Annotated in this window: 20 protein-coding genes; 11 read left to right on the top strand and 9 right to left on the bottom strand. The window is 64.0% G+C overall.

What is annotated here, in order from left to right; all coding sequences use genetic code 11:
• Positions 1-19: 19 nt before the first annotated feature.
• The 7 genes from U9970_RS13330 (at position 20) to U9970_RS13300 (ending at position 6258) form a co-directional block, all read left to right on the top strand.
• Positions 20-3139, top strand: coding sequence for a DEAD/DEAH box helicase (locus U9970_RS13330; protein WP_322764597.1), 3120 nt, complete (start codon positions 20-22; stop codon positions 3137-3139).
• 3 nt (positions 3140-3142) lie between these two features.
• Entirely contained in the window at positions 3143-3580 is a 438-nt protein-coding gene (locus U9970_RS13325; protein WP_322764596.1) for a nucleotidyltransferase substrate binding protein, read from the top strand.
• Positions 3577-3903 (top strand): nucleotidyltransferase family protein, encoded by a 327-nt coding sequence (locus U9970_RS13320; protein ID WP_322764595.1) that lies wholly within the window; start codon positions 3577-3579, stop codon positions 3901-3903. The genes U9970_RS13325 and U9970_RS13320 overlap by 4 nt, the downstream gene beginning before the upstream one ends.
• Positions 3900-4805 carry an SWIM zinc finger family protein gene (locus U9970_RS13315; RefSeq protein ID WP_322764594.1) on the top strand — a complete coding sequence of 302 codons (906 nt, stop codon included), beginning with the start codon at positions 3900-3902 and terminating at the stop codon, positions 4803-4805. Before U9970_RS13320 ends, U9970_RS13315 begins: the two co-directional genes overlap by 4 nt.
• A complete protein-coding gene (locus tag U9970_RS13310; RefSeq protein ID WP_322764593.1) occupies positions 4795-5301 on the top strand; it encodes an MEKHLA domain-containing protein in 507 nt (168 codons plus the stop codon). The genes U9970_RS13315 and U9970_RS13310 overlap by 11 nt, the downstream gene beginning before the upstream one ends.
• Positions 5289-5762, top strand: a complete 474-nt coding sequence (locus U9970_RS13305) for a hypothetical protein (protein WP_322764592.1) — start codon at positions 5289-5291, stop codon at positions 5760-5762. Before U9970_RS13310 ends, U9970_RS13305 begins: the two co-directional genes overlap by 13 nt.
• Before the next feature lie 82 nt (positions 5763-5844).
• A complete protein-coding gene (locus U9970_RS13300) occupies positions 5845-6258 on the top strand; it encodes an Hsp20/alpha crystallin family protein (protein ID WP_322766145.1) in 414 nt (137 codons plus the stop codon).
• Between the two features lie 505 nt (positions 6259-6763).
• On the opposite strand, the gene U9970_RS13295 is transcribed toward U9970_RS13300, so the two are convergent.
• The 4 genes from U9970_RS13295 to U9970_RS13280 all read right to left on the bottom strand — a co-directional run bounded on the left by U9970_RS13295 (position 6764) and on the right by U9970_RS13280 (position 12329).
• Positions 6764-7990 (bottom strand): IS256 family transposase, encoded by a 1227-nt coding sequence (locus tag U9970_RS13295; RefSeq protein ID WP_322764591.1) that lies wholly within the window; start codon positions 7988-7990, stop codon positions 6764-6766.
• Positions 7991-8169: 179 nt separating this feature from the next.
• Entirely contained in the window at positions 8170-9150 is a 981-nt protein-coding gene (locus U9970_RS13290) for an IS5 family transposase (protein WP_322764590.1), read from the bottom strand.
• Between the two features lie 638 nt (positions 9151-9788).
• Positions 9789-11291 (bottom strand): sensor histidine kinase, encoded by a 1503-nt coding sequence (locus U9970_RS13285; protein WP_322764589.1) that lies wholly within the window; start codon positions 11289-11291, stop codon positions 9789-9791.
• A 111-nt stretch (positions 11292-11402) separates the two neighbouring features.
• Positions 11403-12329, bottom strand: a complete 927-nt coding sequence (locus U9970_RS13280; RefSeq protein ID WP_322764588.1) for a hypothetical protein — start codon at positions 12327-12329, stop codon at positions 11403-11405.
• A 284-nt stretch (positions 12330-12613) separates the two neighbouring features.
• Here U9970_RS13280 and U9970_RS13275 point away from each other — a divergent pair, with 284 nt between their 5' ends.
• Positions 12614-14389 carry a diflavin flavoprotein gene (locus U9970_RS13275; protein WP_322764587.1) on the top strand — a complete coding sequence of 592 codons (1776 nt, stop codon included), beginning with the start codon at positions 12614-12616 and terminating at the stop codon, positions 14387-14389.
• A 3-nt stretch (positions 14390-14392) separates the two neighbouring features.
• Here the strand turns inward: U9970_RS13275 and U9970_RS13270 are convergent, their stop codons facing one another.
• Entirely contained in the window at positions 14393-15586 is a 1194-nt protein-coding gene (locus U9970_RS13270) for a branched-chain amino acid ABC transporter substrate-binding protein (RefSeq protein ID WP_322764586.1), read from the bottom strand.
• Positions 15587-15635: 49 nt separating this feature from the next.
• On the opposite strand from U9970_RS13270, the gene U9970_RS13265 reads away from it, so the two are divergent.
• The 3 genes from U9970_RS13265 to U9970_RS13255 all read left to right on the top strand — a co-directional run bounded on the left by U9970_RS13265 (position 15636) and on the right by U9970_RS13255 (position 18692).
• Positions 15636-17432, top strand: a complete 1797-nt coding sequence (locus U9970_RS13265; protein WP_322764585.1) for a diflavin flavoprotein — start codon at positions 15636-15638, stop codon at positions 17430-17432.
• Positions 17433-17537: 105 nt separating this feature from the next.
• Complete coding sequence (locus U9970_RS13260; RefSeq protein WP_322764584.1) at positions 17538-18251, top strand: rubrerythrin family protein; 714 nt, start codon at positions 17538-17540, stop codon at positions 18249-18251.
• Positions 18252-18476: 225 nt separating this feature from the next.
• Complete coding sequence (locus U9970_RS13255; RefSeq protein WP_322764583.1) at positions 18477-18692, top strand: hypothetical protein; 216 nt, start codon at positions 18477-18479, stop codon at positions 18690-18692.
• A 26-nt stretch (positions 18693-18718) separates the two neighbouring features.
• Here U9970_RS13255 and U9970_RS13250 read toward each other — a convergent pair whose 3' ends face one another.
• The 4 genes from U9970_RS13250 to U9970_RS13235 all read right to left on the bottom strand — a co-directional run bounded on the left by U9970_RS13250 (position 18719) and on the right by U9970_RS13235 (position 23643).
• Positions 18719-18913, bottom strand: coding sequence for a hypothetical protein (locus U9970_RS13250; protein WP_322764582.1), 195 nt, complete (start codon positions 18911-18913; stop codon positions 18719-18721).
• An 81-nt stretch (positions 18914-18994) separates the two neighbouring features.
• Positions 18995-21934 carry an aminomethyl-transferring glycine dehydrogenase gene (gene gcvP, locus U9970_RS13245; protein WP_322764581.1) on the bottom strand — a complete coding sequence of 980 codons (2940 nt, stop codon included), beginning with the start codon at positions 21932-21934 and terminating at the stop codon, positions 18995-18997.
• Positions 21934-22323 (bottom strand): glycine cleavage system protein GcvH, encoded by a 390-nt coding sequence (gene gcvH / locus U9970_RS13240; protein WP_322764580.1) that lies wholly within the window; start codon positions 22321-22323, stop codon positions 21934-21936. Before gcvH ends, gcvP begins: the two co-directional genes overlap by 1 nt.
• A gap of 66 nt (positions 22324-22389) precedes the next feature.
• Positions 22390-23643 (bottom strand): methionine gamma-lyase family protein, encoded by a 1254-nt coding sequence (locus U9970_RS13235; RefSeq protein WP_322764579.1) that lies wholly within the window; start codon positions 23641-23643, stop codon positions 22390-22392.
• Between the last annotated feature and the right edge of the window lie 32 nt (positions 23644-23675).

Below are 23675 nucleotides of genomic sequence, written 5' to 3'. Positions count from 1 at the left end.
CGGCCCTGAATATTCTGGGATGAGCCTGCTGCACGCCACCTGGCTGTTTCCCCCCGAGGGTTCGGGCGGCCGCCTATTCCTTTGGGCCGACACCTGGCGGGTGGCGGCCCCTGCCGTGCCAAAGCTGGAGGCCCCTGAGCACCCCCTGGCCCTCAACGAAGACGACCTGGCCACCTGGCTCGACGACAACGGGCTGTGGTCGGAGGCCCTGCGCCCAGCCCGGGCCACCCTGAGCCTGCCCAGCCGCAACCAGGCGGCCAAGGGCCGCCGCACCAGCGCCAGCAGCTGGAGCGGCCTGCCCCTGCAGGCCGGCGAACCGATTCCCAAACAACTGGAGTGGTGGCCCTGGCAGGTGGAGGGCTGGGCCCTCGATGCGGCCAATGCGGGCGAATGGCTCAGCCAGGTGCCCCTGGCGGGGGAGCACCCGGAGATGGCCGATGAGCTGCGCTGGTGGAGTCACCTGCAGCGCTGGGCCCTGAGCCTGATCGCCCGCGGCCGCTGGCTGCCCCAGATCGCCGAGGGCAAGGCCCGCTGGCTGCCCCTGCTCAACCGCGAAGACGACCGCCGCCGCCTCGAAGACCTGGCTAGCGGCCTACCCCAGGTGGCGACCTGCGCCCTGGCCGCCGGCCCCAGCGGCGACCCCTCCCTGGCCTGCCGCCGCCCCGGCAGCGGCCGCCTGCGGGTGGCAAGCCTGCTGGAAGCCCTGCTCGATGGCCAGCTGCGGGTGGGCTTCAGCCCCAGCGCAGGCGAGCTCGATCCGCTGCTGGCGGCCTGGCAGAAGGCCCTGGGTAAGGGCGATGGCAGCCTTGCCCTGGGCGAGGAGGAGCTGGAGCGGCTCAGCATCGCCACCCACCACTGGCGTGAAGGGGTGGCGGGCAAGGTGGAGCCAGCCCGCACCTGCCTGGAGCTGTTCACCCCCGCTGAGGGCGAGGAGCTGTGGGAGCTGCGCTTCGGGCTGCAAGCGGAAGCCGACCCGAGCCTTCGGGTGCCCGCCGCCGCCGTCTGGGCCGCCGGCGATCGGGGCCTGCATATGGGCGAAGTGGCCGTGCCCCAACCCAGCGAACTGCTGCTCGAGGGCATGGGCCGGGCCCTGACGGTGTTTGAACCGATCGTGCGGGGGCTGGATTCAGCCACCCCGGAAACGATGCAGCTCACGCCAGCCGAGGCGTTTGTGCTGGTGCGCACCGGCGCCCACCAGCTGCGCGATGTGGGCGTGGGCGTGGTGCTGCCGGCCAGCCTGGCAGGGGGCCTGGCCAGCCGCTTGGGCCTGTCGATCAAGGCCGAGCTGCCGGAGAAATCGCGCGGCTTCACCTTGGGCGAAACGCTCACCTGGGAATGGGAATTCATGATCGGCGGGGTCACCCTGACCCTGCGGGACCTGGAGCGCCTGCAGGCCAAGCGCAGCCCGCTTGTGCAGCACAAGGGCGCCTGGATCGAGCTGCGCCCCGCCGACCTGCGCAACGCCGAGCGTTTCAGCGTTGCCGATCCGGGCCTCAGCCTCGACGATGCCCTGCGGCTCACCGCCAGCGACGGCGACACCTTCCACCGGCTGCCGGTGCACCGCTTCGACGCCGGCCCGCGGCTGCAGGCCGTGCTGGAGCAATACCACCAGCAGAAGGCCCCCGACCCCCTGCCGGCACCCCCAGGTTTCTCGGGCCAGCTGCGGCCCTATCAGGAGCGGGGCCTGGGCTGGCTGGCCTTCCTGCACCGCTTCGACCAAGGCGCCTGCCTGGCCGACGACATGGGCCTGGGCAAAACGATCCAGCTGCTGGCCTTCCTGCAGCACCTCAAGGCCGAAGACGAACTCAAACGGCCGGTGCTGCTGGTGGCACCCACCTCGGTGCTCACCAACTGGAAGCGGGAAGCCCACGGCTTCACCCCCGAGCTGGGCGTGTGGGAGCACTACGGCCCGCGCCGGCCATCCAGCCCCGAGGCCCTCAAAAAAGCCCTTAAGGGCGTGGATCTGGTGCTCACCAGCTACGGCCTGCTGCAGCGCGATAGCGAGCTGCTCGAGAGCATCGACTGGCAGGGGGTGGTGATCGACGAAGCCCAGGCGATCAAAAACCACACCGCCAAGCAGAGCCAAGCAGCCCGGGACCTGGCCCGCCCCAGCCGCGGCGGCAAAGGGGGCAGCCGCTTCCGGATTGCCCTAACGGGCACGCCGGTGGAAAACCGGGTCAGCGAGCTGTGGGCGCTGATGGATTTCCTCAACCCCAAGGTGCTCGGCGATGAGCCCTTCTTCCGCCAGCGCTACCGGCTGCCGATCGAGCGCTACGGCGACATGTCGTCGCTGCGGGATCTCAAAAGCCGGGTGGGGCCGTTCATCCTGCGGCGCCTCAAAACCGACAAGTCGATCATTTCCGACCTGCCGGAGAAGGTGGAACTCAACGAATGGGTGGGCCTGGCTCCAGAGCAGAAGAAGCTCTACAACAAAACAGTCGACGAGAGCCTCGATGCCATCGCCCGAGCACCTCTGGGCCAGAAGCACGGCCAGGTGCTGGCCCTGCTCACCAAGCTCAAGCAGATCTGCAACCACCCGGCGCTGGCCCTGAAGGAAAACGCCGAGGCCGCGCTGGCCAGCGGCAACGGCAGCTTCAGCAGCCGCAGCGGCAAGTTGCAGCGGCTCGAAGAGATCCTCGAGGAGGTGATCGAGGCGGGCGACCGGGCGTTGCTGTTCACCCAGTTCGCCGAGTGGGGGCTACTGCTCAAGGCCCACCTGGAGCGCAAATGGCGCCAGGAGGTGCCGTTCCTCTACGGCAGCACCAGCAAAACCGAACGCCAGGCCATGGTCGATCGCTTCCAGGACGACCCCCGCGGCCCCCAGCTGTTTTTGCTGTCGCTCAAGGCCGGCGGTGTGGGCCTCAACCTCACCCGCGCCAGCCACGTCTTCCACATCGACCGCTGGTGGAACCCGGCCGTGGAAAACCAGGCCACCGACCGGGCCTATCGGATCGGCCAACAAAACCGGGTGCTGGTGCACAAGTTCATCACCAGCGGCTCAGTGGAAGAAAAGATCGACCGCATGATCAAGGAGAAATCAAAGCTGGCCGCGGAGATCGTCGGCTCCGGTGAAGACTGGCTCGGCGGCTTCGATGTGGGCCAGCTCAAAGACCTAGTGGCCCTGAGCGAGGAGGATTAAGGGATGGCAGTGCCACCACCGCCGGAGCAATCGGACATCCGCTGGAAACAGCGCTTCGACAACCTCCAGCGTGCCTACCAGCGCCTGCGCTGGGCAATGGAAATCCACCAGCAGGATCCAAGCGACGAGCTAATCCGCATGGCCGTGATCAAGGCCTACGAATTCACCTTTGAACTGAGCTGGAAAACCCTCAAGGATTTCCTCGCCTACAACGGCATTGACGCCAAGCTGCCCCGCGAAGTGCTGAAACAGGCCTTTACGACGGGTCTAGTCAGTGATGGCCAGCTCTGGATCGACATGCTGGAGGAGCGCAACCTGATGGCCCACACCTACGACGACACCAGAGCCCGCAAAGCCGTAGATCAGATCCAGGAGCGCTATTTCAGTGGTCTGCAGCAACTGCACGACCTACTGGCAACCAAACGGCAGGAGGCCCCATGAGTGCACCAACCACCAGCTCTGCCCCTGCCGCCAGCAGCCACGGCATCCCCGAGCGCACGGTGACCGAGATCCGCTCCTGTCTGCAGGAGCGCTTCCCCCAGATCCACTGGCTGAAGCTCTACGGCTCACGGGCCATGGGCAAACATTGGGCCGGTTCCGACATCGATCTGGCCTACAGCGCCGACGCTGATTGCAGCGCCGCTCTGCGTGAGGCCCTCGACCAACTGCCCACCCCCTATCTCTTTGATGTGACGCACTGGGAATCGCTCCGCCACGCCCCCCTGCGCGAGCACATCGAACGCGTCGGCATCCCCTTCCCATGACCCTCACCCCCACCACCTACGCCAGCGCCATTAACACCCAGCTCGGCGACCAGGGCCTGGCCCAGCAGCCCTGGTGGGTGGAGCAGTGGATGGAGCTGATCAACTCCTACCGCTTCAAAAAGCGCCTGGAGCGCGCCTGGGAATATGCCCGCAGCGGCAATGTCACCTCAATCCGCTTTGAGGGGCGGCGGGTGCATGCCCGGGTGCAGGGCACCGACGAGGAGCCCTACAAGGTGAAGCTCTGGCTCGACGTACTCCACGACGACGACTGGAACTACGTGCTCGACGCCCTCACCCAGAAGGCGCGCTGGTCGGCCCAGCTGCTAGCCGGCGTCATGCCCCAGGACATCGAGCGCGCCTTCGCGGCCAGCGGCAAGCGCCTGTTTCCGTTCAAGTTGCAGGAGGTGCGCAGCGAGTGCAGCTGCCCCGATAAGGCCAACCCCTGCAAACACGTCAGCGCCGTCTACTACCTGATGGGCGATCGCTTCAGCGAAGACCCCTTCGTGCTGTTCCAGATGCGCGGCCGTACCAGGGCCCAGCTGCTGGCCGACCTGGCCAAGCGGCGGCGCAAGGCGCTGGCAAAACAGGCCAGACAGGCTGCAGCCAAACAGGGCTCCCAGCCGCTCGCCGCGGTGGCCCTTCAACCGGTGCATCCAGCCATCAAGGACCCAAACCGCTGGTGGCGCTACGGCGCGGCCCTCGATTCGGATCTGGTTGTGATCACTCCAGCCATGGAGGGCGACACCGGCCTCGATGCCGCCGGTCCCCTGCCCCTGGCGGAAGAACCCCGCTTCCCCGAGGCCAATCTCCACTTCCTGGAGCACCTCAAGGCCCACGGCCAGCAGCTGGCTGCCCTAGCTATGGCCAAGGCCATGGGCCCGGCCAACGGTGATGACAGCTGAGCTCCACAGCCCGCCCCCCTGGCTGACGCCGGCGGCCCAAAGCCTGGCCCTGTGCCTGCTCAGCAATTACCAGCGCGCCTTCGGCACCCCCCTGATCGCCGGCCTAGCCGCCGACGCGTCGCCCCTGCTGGTGACCCAGGAGCTGTTTGCCGCCGAGCTGGTGCTGCTGGCCCATGACGGCGCCGATCCCAGCAGCGATCCAGGGCCCCGGCTGATCTATGCCAACCGGGCGGCCCTGCGCCTGTGGCAGCGCCCCTGGGCCGAGCTGGTGGGCATGCCGTCGCGGCTCACCGCCGAGCCGGCCGAGCGGGCCAGCCGCCACCAGGCGTTGCTGGCAGCCCAAGCCAAAGAAGCGATCGCGGGTTATAGCGGCATCCGCATCGACAGCCGCGGCCGCCGCTTCGCCATCGAAGCCGCCCGCCTCTGGACCCTGCGCGATAGCTCAGGCCAACCCTGCGGCCAAGCCGCCCGCTTCAGCAGCTGGTGGCTGTTGTGATCGCCGCCATCCCAGCGCCGCCGCCCCAACTACCCGCCGAGCTGCGACCCCTGCTCACAACCCTTCAGCAACGGGGTTTTCAGGTGCGGCTAGCGCCACCGCCGCTGCGCGGCAGCTACGGCCTGTTCCAAGCCAAAACGCGCACTCTCTGGATCGCGCCGGTGGCCTTCGAGCTGGGCATCGGCCGGCAGGTGTTCCTGCATGAGGCCATTCACGCAGCCCAGAGCTGTCCCAGCGGCGTGCTGCAGCCCTTGGGCTGGAGCGTGAGGCTCAACCCGGTGGTGGAGCAGGAGATCAGTGGCATCCTCACCACCCGCTACCACCACGGCAACCGGCAACTGGAGCGGGAAGCCTTCAGCGTGCAGGGCCATCCCGACGCCATCGGCCGGGTGATCGCCGCCTTAAAGCAGCGCTGCCGGTTGCCCTCACCTTCTAGTGGTGCCAACCGAACGGGGCCGTAAGGGCCGAACCAAAACGGGCGGTCTGCCCCCTGCCGCCGCCCGGCTGGCCGCAGCACATTGGCTGTGTCCCGGAGAACATCCGATGCTCACCCTGCACCAACACCCCTTCGAGTTACTCGAGCAACAACTGCGCGCTGCCGAGCGTCCCGCCGCCGAGCGCGTGCCGGCCGCCGAGGTGCACGAAACCGACGACGCCTATGTAATCGCCCTGGAGCTTCCCGGTGTCGATAAGACCTCGATCGACGTCAAGGCCACCGACCGCAGCCTGGTGATCAACGCCGAGCGCCGCCAGCCAAGCCCCGATGGCTCTCACCCGATCGCCAAACAGGCCTCCTTGATCAACGAATTCCGCTACGGCACCTGGAGCCGCAGCTTCCGCTTCCCCGGCGGCATCAACCGCGAAAGCCTGCAAGCCCACTACCGCGATGGCCTGCTCACCGTGACGGCACCCAAGGCCCAGAACCTCACAACCGTGCAGGTGCAGGTGGAGGGCTGATCAGGGCCGAGCGGACACGAGAGAGAAGAGAACCCTTCCAGGCCCGGCCCACCCGCCGGGCCTTTTTTGTGGCCGTCGCCTGCGACGACTGTTGGGCCCAGCAGACCCTCGGCTGATTGCCAATCCCAAAAAACAAATCAAGATGGACTGAAATTTCTTGCCATCGACGGGTAGCTGGATTGATCACTTGGTTCAACCGCTGGCCTGAAACCCGGCCGCGTCCCTTTGCGTGGTGTAAATCCCGAGGCCCGAATGCCCTGATCAGAGGGTGAACAGGGTGAAATGACGGACTGTCATTCCTGAGGTGCAGATGCACCTCGTTCATCCACGATGAAACGAGACGATTGACTTGTCAAGTCTCTCATCTGATTGCAGCTGTGTTGTGAGAGGTGCGGGTCTGTGCAGCCCAGTGGTTGCAGCACCGCCCCCCTGGCGGCGATCGAGGCCGCTGCGCCCTGTGGGGGCGCACAGGCCTTGATCGCCTGGGGACTGGGTGTTGCACCTCTCAGGCGGGGACGCTGAGCAGTGTGGGCAGATCCTCCAGTTCCGGGATGGCGGCCATGCTCTCGGCCGAGAACATGCGGCGGCCCTCCAGCTGCCAGTGCTCGTGCTGCTCCAGCAGCACCGCTCCTACCAGACGGGTGATCGCGGCGTCGTTGGGGAAGATGCCGACCACCCTGGTGCGGCGCTTGATCTCCTCATTGACCCGCTCGAGCAGGTTGGTGCTCCAGATCTTGCGCCAGTGGGGCGCAGGGAAGTGGCGGAACGCCAGCACGTCCTCCCGGGCCTGGTTCATCAGCTCAGCGGCCTTGGGGAAACGCTCAGCGAGCGAGGCGGCCAGGTCATCCCAGCGGCTGAGGATCTCGGTTGCGTTCTCCTGGGCGAACACGCTGCGCAACGCGGCGGTGACCATGCCCTGATGGGCCTTTGGAACGCACTGCAGCAGGTTGCGGGCGAAATGGACACGGCAGCGTTGCCACACACAGCCCTGCAACTGCCTGCGGATCGCCTTGGTGAGTCCCGCGTGGGCATCGCTCACCACCAGCTTCACGCCAGTCAGGCCGCGTTCCTTGAGCGAGCCGAGGAACTCGCTCCAGAAGCCCTCGCTTTCGCTGTCGCCCACCTTGAGGCCCAGCAGCTCCCGGCGTCCGTCGGTATTGACGCCCATGGCGACGACCACGGCCCGCGAGCAGACCTGCAGGGCCTTGCCCAGCCGCCCATGCAGGTACGTCGCGTCGAGATAGACGTAGGCGTAGCCGGACTCCTGCAGGGGCCGGTTCAGGAAGGCCTGCACCTGCTCGTCGATGTCCTGGCAGATGCGGCTCACCTGAGACTTGGAGATGCCGCTCTGGGAGCCCAGGGCGGCCACCAGAGCATCGACCTTTCGGGTCGAGACCCCGCTGATGTAGGCCTCCATGATCACGGCGTAGAGGGCCTGGTCCACCCGGCGACGGGGCTCCAGGATCGAGGGCAGGAAGCCCCCTTGGCGGAGTTTGGGGATCAGCAGGTCGATGTCACCCACCTGGGTGGTCAGGCTGCGGGGCCGGTAGCCGTTGCGGTAGCCGAGCCGTTCCTCGCTGCGCTCATGGCGGTCGGCACCCAGAAAGGCAGCGACTTCCACCTCGATCAGTTGCTGCAGGCCGTGGCGCGCCAGCTCGGGGATCAACTCCCCGGCTTTGCTGCCATCCAGTAGCGGCGCCAGGTCAACTGCGGCACGATGGGGCTTGGGCATGGTTCGTCTGGTTGAGGTAGGACTCGAACCAGGGAAACGGGCCTGCCCACCCCTTGCAACATCAGCTGCTGAGCCGATCGCCTGAGATGCGCGCCCCACCCCGGCTACGCCGGGGTGGGGGTGCCGGGGGATTTACACCACTCCGGGGGACGCCAGCTTCAGACACACCATGCCCATCCTCAGCCTGTAGCGAGTAACTGTCGCCTGGCCAGGAACAGATTCGTCAGCGCTGCCAGCACATTGATTTTGCAGTGGTTCTTGGCCAGGCCACGCAGCCGGGTTTTCTGGAAACCGAATTGGTGTTTGATCACGCGGAACGGATGCTCGACCTTGGCGCGGACATGCGCCTTGGCCGTTTCGATCAGATCTTGCATCCTGCCATCGGGGGTATCAGGGAGGACTCGGCGTTTGCCCGGTCGCATCGCCACCCGAAACTCCGCTGCCGTGCCTGCCATCTCGGGTCTCTTGGCAATGCCTTGGTAGCCGGCATCGCCGTACACCAGCTCTTCATCGCCATGCAGCAGCTCAGCCGCCGGGGTGAGGTCATGCACGTTGGCGGCCGTGGTCACAACCGAGTGGATCAGACCAGAGTCCTTGTCGACGCCGATATGGACTTTCATCCCGAAATACCACTGGTTGCCCTTCTTGGTCTGGTGCATCTCCGGATCGCGCTTCCCCTCTTTGTTCTTGGTGGAGCTGGGTGCCGCGATCAAGGTGGCATCAACGATGGTGCCCTGGCGCATCGTCATCCCCCGTGAGCTGAGGTGGGCTTTGACGATCTCAAAGATCTGCTCGCCCAGCTCGTGCTTCTCCAGCAGGTGGCGGAAGGCCAGGATCGTGGTCTCATCCGGGATCCGATCACTGATCAGCTCGATGCCGGCAAAGCGGCGCATGGTGGGCACCTCGATCAGGGACTCCTCCATGGCCGGGTCACTGAGCGAATACCACTGCTGCAACAGGTGGATGCGCAGCATGGTGGCCAGCGGATAGGGAGGCCTGCCGCCCTTCTTGCTGGTCTTGGGGTAGTGGGGCTCAATCAGATCGAGAAGGGCCTGCCAAGGCACCACCACCTCCATCTCAGAAAGGAACTTCTCCCGTTTGGTCTGCTTCTTGGCGGTGGTGAGCTCGTAATCAGAGAAGCCGAGCTGCTTGCCACCCATCACCCCAGTCCTGGTCTGCGATTACAGAACCATTGTCCCGCGAATGGTGCTGGTTTTCCAGAGTCTCCTTAACACACCCTTAAATATTACAGCATAACTTAGCATTTTATCAAATCTTAGGCTTTTGGGGGCCCCTACCCAAGGGGTCACCCATTCTTAGTTGCAATGGGGGCCTTCAAATATTCGGGCACCGTTAATCCCCTCCATGATGGCGTATATAGATCCGCGAGAGGTTGCCAGAATCAGTGGTCAATTGTCAGTATGAGCGGAGGCAAATCAAGGACTCGCGATGGCTAACTAAGCCTGCTCAAGGCCTTTGACGTAGTGCAAGACGACCAGTCTGTGTCCCTTATTAAATACGGAGTGCTGGCCCCTTACGCTCATCAATCCACAATGGCCCGCGCCTTGAAGCATAGGCAGCCATATCACAATCCCTAAGCCCTCAAAATGCTTTAATCAGAATACAACTTCCAAGCCAAGTACCTAACTTATATATGCTTGGCAAAATGGGCAATAGCTTATCACGACTAGCCCAGCTGACCCTCCTGCAAAAGTACTTTAGCCGCAGAGCTCATCTTAAAGCCTAGTTTGACTCTGGGGGTGGACAACCTGCGTCAATAAAAGCATGTAAATCAGTATTATGACGCAGAAGAAAACTGCTTTACCGCCGAGAGCTGCCTTTTAAGTCGTATCTGAATACTTGCACCAGTTGTATCTGATTCTACAACAGACACGGAACCACCCATCTGCTCTACCATCATTTGGACAATAGCCAGGCCAATCCCTGATCCGGAGGCCACAGGCTTGCCGGATTTGCCAGAAAGATTGCTTGTCGATCGATAGAACGCTAGGAAAATATTATCCCAATCTTGCTTAGGGATGCCCGGCCCATAATCCTTCACCGAAATCAGAATTTCATGCTGAGTAGCTTGAAGGGACACAATTACTGGCGTCGAAGCATCCGAATACTTCACAGCATTCTCCATCAGGTTCAGTACACATTGGCGAACACGCTCCGGGTCGCCAATTGCCATGAGTTCGCCAGGCAGCTTTAGTATTGGATCGGATTGGAAGTTCACACGATGTCCCCACTCCAAAAGAGCTGCGTCATCAACAAGTTCTCTAATTACCTGAACAGCGTCAAAGGGGGTATTCTCAATAACCAGACTTCCAGCATCTCCACGAGCAAGATCAAGAAGGTTGCGGACTAAATGTGAAATCCTCGAGGACTCATCATAAACAGTTGCCAACAATTCATGATCGCTAGCATTTAATCCTGACGATTTACGAAGCAATCGCCGAGATGACACGGTAATCAATGTGACCGGGGTTAACAATTCATGGCTAATGGCTTTAATAAACAAGCTCTGCCGAGACCATGCTTCTTCTAAGCGCTTCGACAAGCGCATATAAGCATAGGCAATTCCTTGCAATTCCTCCGGAAGTTCAGCTGCAGGTATCCTCAGGCCATCAACTGATCCCGTTGGAGACAGACTGACGGTATCCAAAGCTTTCTCTAAACGCCGAATCGGCACCAACACAAAATAAAGCAAAATCCTCGCCACGGCCGCTGTTATAACAACCAAGACAAGCCAAACACCCAAAAGGATGAGCCAATTCAGCCTCTGGCTTGCCGGGCTAACGCTCACGTCTTCCAGAATGCGAAGCACACCTGCATTACCCTTTAAAGGGATCGAACAAGTAAAATAAGTTCCCCCAGCGTGAGTAAAGACGCGAGGCTTCTGCATAGTTTTGGCATGCATACCTGCCAGCGGCAATAGCTTTGGATCTTGGAAAAAAGTACGATAAGCAGCAGGCTGGGTTAGAACCGATGTAGTTGGCGAAGGCAACAGCAGTTGGCCTCCCGGCGTGCTTAACCAGACCAGCACTCGTGTACCAGAGAAGTCACTCAACAAAGCCTTGACATGAGCATCTGCCAAAGAGCTGCTGGTTTTTAACAGTGCAGTGGTGCCGTGATCAGCGAGTTCGACCTGAATCGCTTCTGCAATGCCCATGCCCAGCCGCTCATGGCGCTGGAATCGATCGCGGCGAACTACGAATTCTGCATCAAACAAAGTGACCGCATATACGACCGATAACAGAGCGGTGAGCGACAAGCCCAAACGGCGCTTGATCGACACTAATCGCATAGCACCAACAGCTTGAAATTCAGTGATTAATTCTTGGACATCAATGGGCCAGGAGCTTGAAACCGCATATTAAAGTAATATTCTCATCCCGTCGGGCGGAGGTCAGGCCGCGCGGGGAATCTCATCGCCACCCCTCTCTAGTCGTCCAGAAGAAGAGCGGCCTGAAGAAGAACGGCCTGAAGAAGAACGGGATTCACTAAAGGCCAACGCCTCAGCATGCTTATTATTTAATCCATTTGGCGCTTGCAGCGCCACCGGCTTGAGCCTGCCAGGCACCATCTCATGCAACATTACAAACTTTTCAAGGATTCGATTCACAGATGTCACCATGCTTTGGAATTCTATCGGAAACCCATTTGAATCCAAAAAAGCGGGATTGCTGGCTGCAATAGAGTCTGTATTTATGCGGCTGATTGCATCAGCGAGGCGATCCAATGGCCTCACACTCGCCTCAATTACAGCCATCAAAGCGACAATACCTGACGCAAGTGCTGCCCACAGGAGCAGAGAGTCGTACCGCGGCGAAGTCGGCACCTTGGTTATAAGATGAACAGAGAGGCCAGATGAATTGATCGCAATCGATTGGTGCAGATACGACTTAAAGAGAGTGGTACTCTCAAGTTTTTGCACTTGCAACCAAGGCAAGCTCCTGAGTTGCTGAGCCTGGAGCTCGGGATCAAAGCGCAGCAAGGCCTCTGCAGACGGGATGATCAGACTTCGCTTGGGGGATGACACAACAATCATCTGGCCGGGAGACGACGACTGATCGACAATCTCTTGGAGAAGGCGACCCTCTTCGGACTCGCTGTTACTAGCTTGTGAGAATTCAGAGATTGGCCCAGAGGAGGCCTGCAGGACAGACTCCACAGCCGGAGAGAGAACGCTCCAAGGATTGGCAAAATGCCCCTGAAGGCGCACTACGCCAACTTCAGCAAACCAGCCGCCCGCCAAGCCCACAGCCAAAACGCCAAACGAACACAGCTGAAGCCGCTGTCTCATCGAAAAGCTGGTGGGCTCTGAGAATGCCATCAACAGAATCCGAACGGTTGGAATGGAACTGACGCAGCCCTAATCGTGGAGAAGATCGTCTTATCCCCCCCCTTGTATCACGTTGGTGGCTAACTCGCCACCACTGCGGAACACCGACTGGGCCAGGACGCGACAACAGGACTCCGATTCCGGCCTGGAGAGCGACATCAGGACTGAAAACACCAGCAGTCTCCTGATTCGCCTAGCTCACAGTCTTGATACCAGCCCTCTGGCCCGAGCCCAAGCGGCCCTCACTACAGTTCCACCAGCCGCCCCAGCTGCCGATGGTCGCCACCCCAGCAACCGCCACTTCCCCAGCCGCGAGTGCCGCCCCACGCCTCTCGCTCCAATCCGCAACGATCGGACCGGACACCACCACGATCCGCTCGCTCGACTGGGACCGCAGCCGCTTCGATATTGAGTTTGGCCTGCGCAACGGCACCACCTACAACAGCTTCTTGGTGCGGGGCGAGCGCACAGCCCTGATCGACACCAGCCACCTCAAGTTTGAAGGCAGCTGGCTGGCGCTGCTGCAGGAGCTGATCGACCCCAAAGCAATCGATCACCTGATCGTTTCCCACACCGAGCCCGACCACTCGGGCCTGATCGGCCACCTGCTCGACCTCAACCCCGAGATCGAGATCGTGGGCTCCAAGGTGGCGATCCAGTTTCTTGAGAATCAAGTGCACCGGCCCTTCAAAAGCCGGGCGGTGAAAAGCGGCGAAGAGCTTGATCTGGGCACCAACCCCACCAGTGGCGTGGCCCACCGCTTCGAGTTCCTCAGCGCTCCAAACCTGCACTGGCCCGACACGATCTTTTCCTTCGACCACGGCACCGGCATCCTCTACACCTGCGATGCCTTCGGCCTGCACTACTGCTCCAAGGAGCTGTTCGACACCGATCCCGGCGCCATAGCCCCCGATTTTCGCTTCTATTACGACTGCCTGATGGGCCCCAACGCCCGCAGCGTGCTGCAGGCGTTGAAGCGCATGGATGGGCTGCCCGAGATCAGCACAGTGGCTGTGGGCCATGGGCCCCTGCTGCGCCACCATCTCGGCCTGTGGCTGGATGACTACCGAACCTGGAGCAGTGATCGCAGCACGGGCGAAAACTATGCAGCCGTTTGCTATCTGAGCCAATACGGCTTCTGTGACCGGCTCAGCCAGGCGATTGCCCGCGGCATCGGCAAGGCCGGCGCCGCTGTGCAGCTGGTGGATCTGCGCGCCACCGACCCCCAGGAGCTCAGTGCCCTGATCGGTGAAGCCAGCGCCGTGGTGGTACCCACCTGGCCAGCCCGGCTCGATGCCGAACTGCAAGCTTCGATCGGCACATTGTTAGCGGCCCTCAAGCCGAAGCAGTGGGTGGGCAGCTACGACGCCTTCGGCGGCGACGACGAGCCGATCGACACCGTGGCCAGCCAGCTGCGCAGCCTCGGCCAGAAGACCGCCTTTGAACCGCTGCGGGTGCGCCAGGTGCCTGGCGGCAACGACTATCAGCGCTGCGAGGAAGCCGGCACCGACCTGGGCCAGCTGCTCACCAAGGAGAAGACAATCGCCGCGATGAAGTCTCTCGATGCCGATCTCGACAAGGCTCTGGGTCGCCTATCCGGGGGGTTGTATGTGGTGACGGCGCGGCAGGAGACACCGGAGGGCACGCGCAGCTCAGCGATGGTGGCCAGCTGGGTGAGCCAGGCAAGTTTCGAGCCCCCCGGCCTCACGGTGGCGGTAGCCAAAGACCGGGCCATCGAGGCGCTGCTGCAGGTAGACGATCGCTTCGTGCTCAACATCCTGCGGGAGGACAACCACCAGGAGCTGCTGCGCCATTTCCTCAAGCGATTCCCGCCCGGCGCCGACCGCTTCGCCGGAGTAAGCACCCTCGAGGGCGCCGCCACGGGCGGCCCGGTGCTCGGTGATGCCCTGGCCTACCTGGGCTGCCGCGTGGTGCAACGCCTCGAAGGCCCCGACCACTGGATCATCTACGCCGAGGTAGAGCAGGGCAACGTGGCCGACACCGAAGCCAGCACCGCCGTGCACCACCGCAAAGTCGGCAACCACTACTGAGGCTCAGGCATCGTCCTTAACGACGAAGTCACCCTGCCCGTTGACCCTCAAGGCGAACACCGGCACCTTCACGCGGTTGCCCGTAATCGCATCGATGCTGATTCGTCCGGTCTGCCCCTCGTATCCCGTGGTCTGCCGCAACTGGTCCAGAACCGTCTTGTAGCGGGTGCTGCCGACCTCCTCCATCGTGGTATCCAGAAGCTTGAGTGAGTCGTAAGTGAAGGCACCCCAAACGTTGGGTTCGCGGTCGAAACGTCCCCTGTACGCGTTCACATAGTTCTGGGCGTCGGGGAGCTGGGCCGACTCAGGCGTACCGCTGAAGGTGCAGCGGCGAGCCACCTTCAGGCCCGCTTCAGTCACAAAGGCCGCATCCACATTGCTGAGGCACATGAAGGGCTCAGCAGCAGTGCCGCTGGCCACCAGCGCGCGGGCGATCTTGCTGCCCTCCGGGTAGTAGCTGCTCGAATAAACCAGCTGGGGATTGCTGTCGAGGGCCTGGGCGATCTCAGCCTGGTAATCAGCACTACCGGGCGTGATGCTGAAGCGCTTCACCTCGACCCCATCGGCCTTGAGCCCCTTCTCCACCTGATCGGCTAGGTCGCTGGTGAAGTCAGAGGGATCCACCAGCATCGACACACGCTTCACCTCGCGGGAGGTGATGTAGGCAATATCAACAGGTGCAATCTGATCATTCTTAGGCTGCACAGTCACCCCCAGGCCATCTGTCTGGTTAGTGGAGGTGAGATGTACCGGCAGGATCTTTTGATCTACATACCAGGGCAGGTTGATCACGCCCACAGCTGAGTTGTAGGGACCGATCACGGCATCGGCGCCACGTCGCCGCAGGCTGCGCGCCACAGGTAGGGCACGCTCAGGATCGGCTTGGTCGTCAGCACGCAGCAGCTTGACGCGCCGGCCGAGGATGCCGCCCTCAAGGTTGATCTGCTCTGCGGCGAGCTTGGCGCCACGCCACATGTCGCGACCATTGGCACGTTGTTCCCCACTCAGGGGCGCTTCCAGTCCGATCAGCAGGGGATCAGGACGCGACCAAGCTTGCCGTTCGGGGAAGCCGCCATTGGAACGACTTGCGTCCCCTGTATGGAGAAAACTATCGCCAAAGAAAAATGGTTCTTCGATGGAAAGTCCAGCCTGCTTCCGAAAGGTTAAGGACTCTCCATCGATGGGGCAAGTAAACAAATCAGTCGGACTGTCTTTCTAGAGTCCTCTCCTCCCCACAGGGCGAACCATGGGCGCAAAAAACCTGGAGCGTCGGGTGATCCAGCTCCCCATCGAGCCGGGGCTGATCTGCCTCAAGGGGCTCAGCCCCACCCGGCTGCGCTTCGAGGTGGAATACGGCCTGGAGCGCGGCACCACCGCCAACAGCTTCCTCTTCCAGGCGGTGCCCCTGCTGGTCCATCCCCCCGGGGCCTCCTTTGCCGAGCCCTTCCTGGCGGAGCTGGCGAAGCTGGTCCCGGCAGAGGCTCCATTAAAGGTGGTGGTGGGTGATGTGAACCCCAATCGGGTTGCTCTGCTGCGCCAGCTGGCGACCCGCTGGCCCAACCTGCTGCTGGTGAGCTCCAATGCCGGCGCCAAGCTGCTCGAAGAGCTTTGGAACCTGCTGAAACCGGTCGCCCCCGGCAGCGAGACAACCCCAGAGCCGATCCCAGCGCTGCCTCGGATCGATGTGGTGAAGCAGGAGGCCAGCCGCAACCTCGTCGATGGCCACGTGCTACGCCTAATTCCCACCCCCACCCCCCGCTGGCCCGGGGCGCTGCTGGCCTTCGAGGAGACCAGCGGCCTGCTGATGAGCGGCAAATTTTTCGCGGCCCACCTCTGCAGCGAGAGTTTCGCCGAGGCCAACCGCAGCAGTAGTGAGGAAGACCGCCGTTACTTCTACGACTGCCTGATGGCACCGATGGCGCGCCAGGTGGAGTCGGTGGTGGAGCGGCTCGAAGCCCTCGACATCCGCACCATTGCCCCCGGCCACGGCCCAGCGATCAGCGAGAGCTGGCGCAGCCTGCTCAACGACTACCACCGCTGGGGCGCAACCCAGGAGCGGGCGCGCCTATCGGTGGCGCTGCTGTTTGCCAGCGCCTACGGCAACACGGCCGCCATCGCCGATGCCCTCGCCCAGGGGGTCGCCCGCACCGGCGTGCGGGTGGAGAGCATCAACTGCGAATTCACGCCACCTGAGCAGCTGCTGGCGGCGATCCGTAGCTGCGATGCGATCTTGATCGGCTCCCCCACCCTCGGCGGCCATGCCCCCACGCCGATCGTTTCGGCCCTTGGCACGGTGCTAGCTGAGGGCGACCGCAGCAAGCCGGTGGGGGTGTTTGGCAGCTTTGGCTGGAGCGGTGAAGCCCTGGATCTGCTGGAGAGCAAGCTGCGCGATGGCGGCTTCCAGTTCGCCTTTGAACCGATCAAGGTGAAGTTCAGCCCCGATGCGGCCAGCCTCAAAGCCATCGAGGAAACCGGCACCGCCCTGGGCCGCCAGCTGCAGAGCGAACAGCGCAAGGCGCAGCGCAGATCCGCCAGTGGCGGACTCAGCGAGAGCCGCAGCAATCCAGCAGTGCAGGCCCTGGGCCGGGTGGTGGGCTCCCTGTGCGTGCTCACCACCAGCAAAGGGGAGGGCGGCAGCCGCCTCAGCAGCGCCATGGTGGCCAGCTGGGTGAGCCAGGCCAGCTTCTCGCCGCCTGGCTTCACCGTGGCCGTAGCCAAAGACCGGGCCGTGGAGGCCCTGCTGCACGTCGGCGATCGCTTTGCCCTCAACGTGCTGGCCGCGGGGCGTGAAACCGGTCCAATGAAGCAGTTTTTGCAGCCGTTTGCCCCAGGCGCTGACCGCTTCGCCGGCCTGGAGCTGGAGCACAGCCCCGCCGACCAACCCCTGCTACCGGAGGCCCTGGCCTGGCTGGACGCCACGGTGCAGCAGCGCATGGAATGCGGCGACCACTGGCTGCTGTATGCCCAGGTGAGCCAGGGCGGCGTGCTCGACGCCAGCGCCACCACGGCCGTGCACCAGCGCCGCAGCGGCGCCAACTACTGAGCGCCCCAAGGCCGGGGCCATCAAGCCACGCCAACGCCACTAACTCATAGTCGTTCCGACTTCGGTTAAGCTAGGCTCTTCCTCAGCCGCAACACCTGCCCAGCCATGGATATCGCCAAGCCCAACACCAAAGCCAATCTTGAAGCCGCTTTTGGCGGCGAGAGCATGGCCAATCGCAAATACCTATTTTTCGCGGAGGTGGCCAAGCAGGTCGGCAACCCCGAGCTGGCCAAGCTGTTTCGCGACACCGCCGCCCAGGAAACCGAGCACGCCTTCGCCCACTTCCGGCTGCTCCATCCCGAACTCGTCATCGACGATCCCGCCAACCTCTCCGACACGCAGAAGCAGGCCCTGCTCAGCCGCTGCCTGGAGCTGGCGATCGAAGGCGAAACCTACGAATACACCACCATGTATCCCGAGTTTGCCGACCAAGCCCGCACCGATCGCGATGGCGAAGCCGCTGCTGAATTTCAGGAGCAGACCGAAGAATCACAGCAGCACGCCGGCATCTTTCGCACCGCCGCCAAAAACTTCGGCTTGCTCACCCCCATTGAGCAGCACCACGCCGAGCGCTATGGCATCGCCCTCGAAGCCCTGCAGGGCAAGGGAGTGGCCGGAGAGGCCGATCAGCCCGTGGCGGGCAAGTGGATCTGCAAACTGTGCTCGATGATTTACGACCCCACCGCCGGCGACCCCGATTCCGGCATCGCTCCGGGCACCCCGTTTGAAGCGATCCCCGACGACTGGCGCTGCCCGATCTGCGGCGCCCGCAAGACCAGCTTCGTGCCCTACCGGGAGCCCCAACTTCTGGGTGTTTAATACCCCAACTGGGCTGCAATTTTTGTAGCCCAGCACACCATCTCAGCCAATTGCTACGCCGAAGACTCCAGGGCAAAAACCCAGTACCCCAAACGGGTTTCAGGGGTCTAGACCTAGACCCATCCAGGCATTTTGCAGGGTGTAAAGGCAATCCCAAAGCAATTCAGTAAACGGCCGCGAATTTGCCGCCAGTCCGCTGCAATGGCCCCAGTTCTGACACCAGGAATGGCCAGCACCGCTATCTCCTCAACCGGCAACCCTCCCCTCGGGGTGCGGGCAACGGTGCGTTATCGGGGGTTCGTGCTGATCCCCCAGGCCGATTTCACCTGGCTGGTGCGCCCCGAGCGCAGTCCCATGCATCTGCTGCCATTTCGGGCACCCGCCAGCTCCCTGGCTGACATCAAAGCCCTAGTTGATTGGCGCTTGACCGCACCAATTTAGGCGACTTGATTTAGCCAACTCCAGACTCAAGCTGCCTGGGGAGGTGGCGTTGGATCGTGGTGGATATGAAAAGGCAGCACCAGGGTGGCCCAGTGATCGGGGCGCTGGGGACGGGGGCGGCGGGAGCGACGCACACCAAAAGGAACACGAACCACGTTGGTGCCCTCCACCCGCAGCACCTGGCCCGCTCCTGTACCAGTTCCGTCGTTGCTGCCCTTCATGGTCCCGAAAATGAATGGCTTTAAGCGCTGATTGTGCCTGTTAAGAGGCGTCAGGCCCGCACAGTGTGCGTCATGACGGCACTAAAGAACAGTGGCAACTGGCACCACTTGGGCCAGTTCCTGCGCTGCCAGCTCCTGCGCTGCCAGCTCCTGCGCTGCCAGCTCCTCCATGCTCGGGCAGGTGCACACAAGGTTGCGATCGCCGTAGGCGTTGTCGATCCGGGCCACCGCCGGCCAAAACTTCGATAGGCGCTGCTCCTCACCAGCCGGAAATGCCGCCTGCTGGCGGCTGTAGGGCCTGTCCCACTGGTCGGCAGTCACGGCGGCCAGGGTGTGGGGGGCTCGCTTGAGGGGGTTGTTGAGGGGATCGGCGCTGCCGGCCTCCAGCGCCGCGGCCTCCTGGCGGATCGCCACCATGGCCGCACAGAAGCGGTCGAGCTCAGCGAGCGACTCGCTTTCGGTGGGCTCCACCATCACCGTGCCCGCCACGGGCCAGCTCACCGTGGGGGCATGGAAGCCGTAGTCCATCAGACGCTTGGCCAGATCATCGACCTCCAGTCCGCAGCTGCGCTTCAGCGGCCGCAGATCGAGGATGCATTCATGGGCCACGCGCCCGCCCATGCCCCGGTAAAGCACGGGGAAGTGGGGCTCCAGGCGCTCGGCCAGCAGGTTGGCGGCCAGCAGGGCCACCTGGCTGGCCTGGCGCAGGCCCGCGCCGCCCATCATGCGGATGTACATCCAGCTGATCGCCAGGATCGAAGCACTGCCCAGGGGTGCCGCCGCCACGGGCCCCACCCCTCCGCACTCAACCCCTACGGCACCCGGCAAGAAGGGCAGCAGATGGGAGGCCACCGCAATCGGGCCCACGCCGGGGCCCCCGCCGCCGTGGGGAATGCAGAAGGTCTTGTGCAGGTTGAGGTGGCAGACATCGGCGCCGTAGAGACCCGGCTTGCACAGGCCCACCTGGGCGTTGAGGTTGGCGCCATCGAGATACACCTGGCCGCCGCGGGCGTGCACCAGCTCGCAGATGCGGCGAATAGCCGGCTCAAACACACCGTGGGTGGAGGGATAGGTGACCATCACCGCCGCCAGCTGCTCGGCGTGGGCAGCGGCCTTGGCCTCTAGGTCGGCGAGATCGATGTTGCCGGCCTCGTCGCAGGCCACCGCCACCACCTGCAGGCCGGCCATCACGGCGCTGGCTGGGTTTGTGCCGTGGGCGCTGGTGGGAATCAAACAAACGGTGCGATGGGCTTCCCCCCGGCTGCGGTGCCAGGCCCGGATCGCCAGCAGGCCGGCATATTCCCCCTGGGAGCCGGCATTGGGCTGCAGCGACACGCCGGCAAACCCGGTGATCACGGCCAGCCAGCGCTCCAGATCCGCCGCCAACAGCTGGTATCCGGCGGCCTGCTCAGCCGGGGCGAAGGGGTGCAGCTGGCTGAAGGCCGGCCAGCTCACCGGCGCCAGCTCGGCGGCGGCGTTGAGCTTCATGGTGCAGCTGCCCAGGGGGATCATCCCGTGCACCAGGGATAGATCCTTGGCTGAAAGGCGCTGGATGTAGCGCAACAGCTCGGTTTCACTGCGGTAGCGGTGGAAGACGCTCTGCTGCAACCAGGGCTGCTGGCGCAGGGGCATGGCCGGGCCAGCAGGCGGGCTGGTGCCCAGCTCCCGCCAGGGCTCAGCGCAGCCAGCCAGCGCCCGCAGCAGCCGCTCCAGCTCCTCGGCGCTGCTCAGCTCATCGAGGCTGATGCCAACGCCATCTGCTGCCTGGTGCAGGTTGAAGCCGGCCGCCAGGGCAGCAGCCACCAGCACCTCGGCCTGATCCGGCGGCAGGGGCAGCCACACCGTGTCAAAACCCTGGCCCGGCAACACCGGCAGGGCGAGGGCCTCCAGGCCAGCCACAAGGGCCGCCCGCAGGCTGAGCAAGCGCCGGGCGATCGCCTCCAGGCCGTCCGGGCCATGGTGCACGGCATAGAAACCGGCCATCACCGCGAGCAGCACCTGGGCGGTGCAGATGTTGCTGGTGGCCTTGTCGCGGCGGATGTGTTGTTCGCGGGTCTGCAGGGCCAGGCGCAGGGCCGGCTGGCCTGCCGCATCCAGCGAGCGCCCCACCAGGCGGCCAGGGATCTGGCGCTTGAACTGCTCGCCCGTGGCGAAAAAAGCGGCATGGGGACCACCAAAACCCAGCGGCACCCCCAGGCGCTGGGCGCTGCCGACGGCGATATCAGCGCCGAGCTGGCCCACCGGCTCCAGCAGCACCTGGGCCAGGGGATCGATCGCCACAGCCGTGATCACCCCGGCCTGGCGGGCGCTAGCCAGCAGTTCGCTGGGATCCCAGAGCCGGCCCTGGCGGCCAGGCAGCTGGATCAGCAAACCAAAAGCATCCGCTGGCAGGGGGGCTGCCGCCAGCGACTCGGCCGCCACCAGCTCGAGCTGGATGCCCAGGGGCTCGGCCCGGGTTTGCAGCACCGCCAGGGTCTGGGGGAACAGGGCCCGATCCACCAGAAAGCGCGTCGCACCGGGGCGCTTGCAGACAGCGCTGGCCATGGCCATGGCTTCAGCGGCGGCGGTGGCCTCATCCAATAAAGAGGCATTGGCGATCGGCAGGCCGGTGAGCTCGCTGATCAGGGTCTGAAAATTCAGCAGGGCCTCAAGCCGGCCCTGGGCGATTTCGGCCTGATAGGGGGTGTAGGCGGTATACCAGTCGGGGTTTTCAAACACCTGGCGCTGGATCAGGGCCGGCGTGGCAGTGCCGTAGTAGCCCTGGCCGATCAAGCTGCGCTGCAGCTGGTTGGCCGCAGCGATCTCGGCAAGTTCGGCCAGGGCCTGGGCCTCACTGCAGGGCTCGGGCAAACCCGCAGCCGAGGCCGCCGGATCTAGAAGCAAATCGGCGGGCACCACCTGGGCGGCCAGGGCCTCGAGGCTGGAGGCTCCGAGTTCCGCCAACATCCGCTGCTGCTCAGCGGCGCTTGGACCGATATGGCGCCGAATAAAAGAGAGGTCTGGTGGGTGCGCAGCTGCCATCAGGCTCCTTGCACCTTGGCGGCGTAGGTGGCCGCATCCAGCAGGCCAGCGAGCTGGGCCGGATCAGCTGGCTGCAGCACCAGCAGCCAACCCTCGCCATAGGGATCGTTCTGCAGCTCCTCCGGGCTAGCCAGCACCGCCTCATTGCGGGCCAGCACCACACCGCTCACCGGCGCCAGCAGATCTTCCACCGCCTTCACCGATTCCACGCTGCCAAAACTGGCGCCCTGCACAAGGCTGGCACCCACCGCCGGCAGCTCGACAAACACAATGTCGCCCAGCTGGTCGACAGCGAAGGCACTGATGCCCAGCCGCAGCCTCTCGCCCTCTGGGCGCACGTATTCGTGGCTGTCGGCGTAGCGGCAATCACCGGGGATGGGGAGCGCCATCTCGGAGCAGCAAGGTGGCGCCAGTCTGTCGGCATCGGGTTGATAACAGCAGCGAGATCCGCGTAATCAGACCTTCTGACCTGCCTGCGCCAGGGCCACCAGGGCTCGCTCCAGGGCGATCTGGGCATGGGCGCGGTGGGTGCCGCCCTGGGCAAACAGCACGTAGGGCTCCCGCAGCGGCGCATCGGCGGAAAACTCGCTGGTGCTGCCGTCGATGAAGGTACCGCCCGCCATCACCAGAGCACTGGCGTAGCCGGGCATGGGCGCCGGCACCGGATCGAGATAGGCGCCCACCGGTGATGCGGCCTGGAAGGCGCGGCAAACGGTTTTGAGCCGCTCGGGATCACCGAGCCGCACCGCCTGGATTACGTCGCTGCGGGGGGCCCCGGGCAGGGGCTGCACCGCGTAGCCCAGATCCGAGAACACGGCCGCCACCAGCTCGCTGCAGATCAGGGCCTCAGCCACCATCTGGGGAGCCAGGAAAAGCCCCTGGGCCAGCAGGCGGTTGAGGTCGAAGCTGGTGCCCCCCTCCCCGCCAATGCCAGGCGCCGTGAGCCGGCAGCAGGCCTGCTCCACCAACTCAGCCCGGCCAGCCACGTAACCGCCGGTGGGGGCGATGGTGCCGCCGAGGTTTTTAATCAAGGAGCCGGCAATCAGATCCGCCCCCACCGCCGTTGGCTCCTGGGCCTCCACCAGCTCGCCGTAGCAGTTGTCTACGAACACAACGCAGCCGGGCTGGAGCGCTTTCACCCGCTCGCAGAGCAGGCCGATCTGGGCCACCGACAGGGAGGGCCGCCAGCTGTAGCCGCAACTGCGCTGGATCAGCACCATGCGGGTGGGCAGCGCCAGGGCGTCCTCCAGACCGTCGAAATCGACCCGGCCGGCGGCGGTGAGGGCCAGCTCGGCGTAGGCGATGCCGAATTCCGCCAGGGAGCCCTGGCCGCTGCCGCGGATGCCAATCACCTCTTCGAGGGTGTCGTAGGGGCGGCCGGTGAGGGCCAGCAGGCGGTCGCCGGGGCGCAGCACACCAAACAACGCCGCCGCGATGGCGTGGGTACCACTGACAAATTGCAGTCGCACGGCCGCCGCCTCGGCTTGCAGCACCCGGGCAAACACCCGATCGAGCACCTCCCGGCCCTGATCGCCGTGGCCATAGCCGCTCACCGAAGCGAAGTGCTGGCTGCCGAGCCGCTCAGCGGCGAAAGCCTCGAGCACCCGGGCCAGCCGCGGCTGCACCTGGCTGGTGTGGTGGGCGGCGGCGGCAGCGGTGGCGGCCACTGCGGCGGCCACCCGTTCGGCGGCGAGAGCAGGGGCGGTCATGGGGCAGCGGAATGGTCAGTGAAATACATAGC

The sequence above is a fragment of the Cyanobium usitatum str. Tous genome (genome assembly GCF_963920485.1).
In the GTDB taxonomy this organism is placed as follows: domain Bacteria; phylum Cyanobacteriota; class Cyanobacteriia; order PCC-6307; family Cyanobiaceae; genus Cyanobium_A; species Cyanobium_A usitatum_A.
Note: the sequence above shows the minus strand (reverse complement) of the source record. Positions and strands in the feature narration are given on the sequence as shown.

Bases quoted from the DNA above. Each gene is read 5' to 3' on its own strand.
- U9970_RS13265 (WP_322764585.1), top strand. From the start codon at position 15,636: ATGGGCGCAAAAAACCTGGAGCGTCGGGTGATCCAGCTCCCCATCGAG.
- U9970_RS13320 (WP_322764595.1), top strand. From the start codon at position 3,577: ATGAGTGCACCAACCACCAGCTCTGCCCCTGCCGCCAGCAGCCACGGC.
- gcvP (WP_322764581.1), bottom strand. From the start codon at position 21,934: ATGGCAGCTGCGCACCCACCAGACCTCTCTTTTATTCGGCGCCATATC.
- U9970_RS13255 (WP_322764583.1), top strand. From the start codon at position 18,477: ATGGCCAGCACCGCTATCTCCTCAACCGGCAACCCTCCCCTCGGGGTG.
- U9970_RS13295 (WP_322764591.1), bottom strand. From the start codon at position 7,990: ATGCCCAAGCCCCATCGTGCCGCAGTTGACCTGGCGCCGCTACTGGAT.
- U9970_RS13260 (WP_322764584.1), top strand. From the start codon at position 17,538: ATGGATATCGCCAAGCCCAACACCAAAGCCAATCTTGAAGCCGCTTTT.
- U9970_RS13250 (WP_322764582.1), bottom strand. From the start codon at position 18,913: ATGAAGGGCAGCAACGACGGAACTGGTACAGGAGCGGGCCAGGTGCTG.
- U9970_RS13330 (WP_322764597.1), top strand. From the start codon at position 20: ATGAGCCTGCTGCACGCCACCTGGCTGTTTCCCCCCGAGGGTTCGGGC.
- U9970_RS13300 (WP_322766145.1), top strand. From the start codon at position 5,845: ATGCTCACCCTGCACCAACACCCCTTCGAGTTACTCGAGCAACAACTG.
- U9970_RS13280 (WP_322764588.1), bottom strand. From the start codon at position 12,329: ATGGCATTCTCAGAGCCCACCAGCTTTTCGATGAGACAGCGGCTTCAG.
- gcvH (WP_322764580.1), bottom strand. From the start codon at position 22,323: ATGGCGCTCCCCATCCCCGGTGATTGCCGCTACGCCGACAGCCACGAA.
- U9970_RS13275 (WP_322764587.1), top strand. From the start codon at position 12,614: ATGGTCGCCACCCCAGCAACCGCCACTTCCCCAGCCGCGAGTGCCGCC.
- U9970_RS13325 (WP_322764596.1), top strand. From the start codon at position 3,143: ATGGCAGTGCCACCACCGCCGGAGCAATCGGACATCCGCTGGAAACAG.
- U9970_RS13235 (WP_322764579.1), bottom strand. From the start codon at position 23,643: ATGACCGCCCCTGCTCTCGCCGCCGAACGGGTGGCCGCCGCAGTGGCC.
- U9970_RS13310 (WP_322764593.1), top strand. From the start codon at position 4,795: ATGACAGCTGAGCTCCACAGCCCGCCCCCCTGGCTGACGCCGGCGGCC.
- U9970_RS13290 (WP_322764590.1), bottom strand. From the start codon at position 9,150: ATGGGTGGCAAGCAGCTCGGCTTCTCTGATTACGAGCTCACCACCGCC.
- U9970_RS13315 (WP_322764594.1), top strand. From the start codon at position 3,900: ATGACCCTCACCCCCACCACCTACGCCAGCGCCATTAACACCCAGCTC.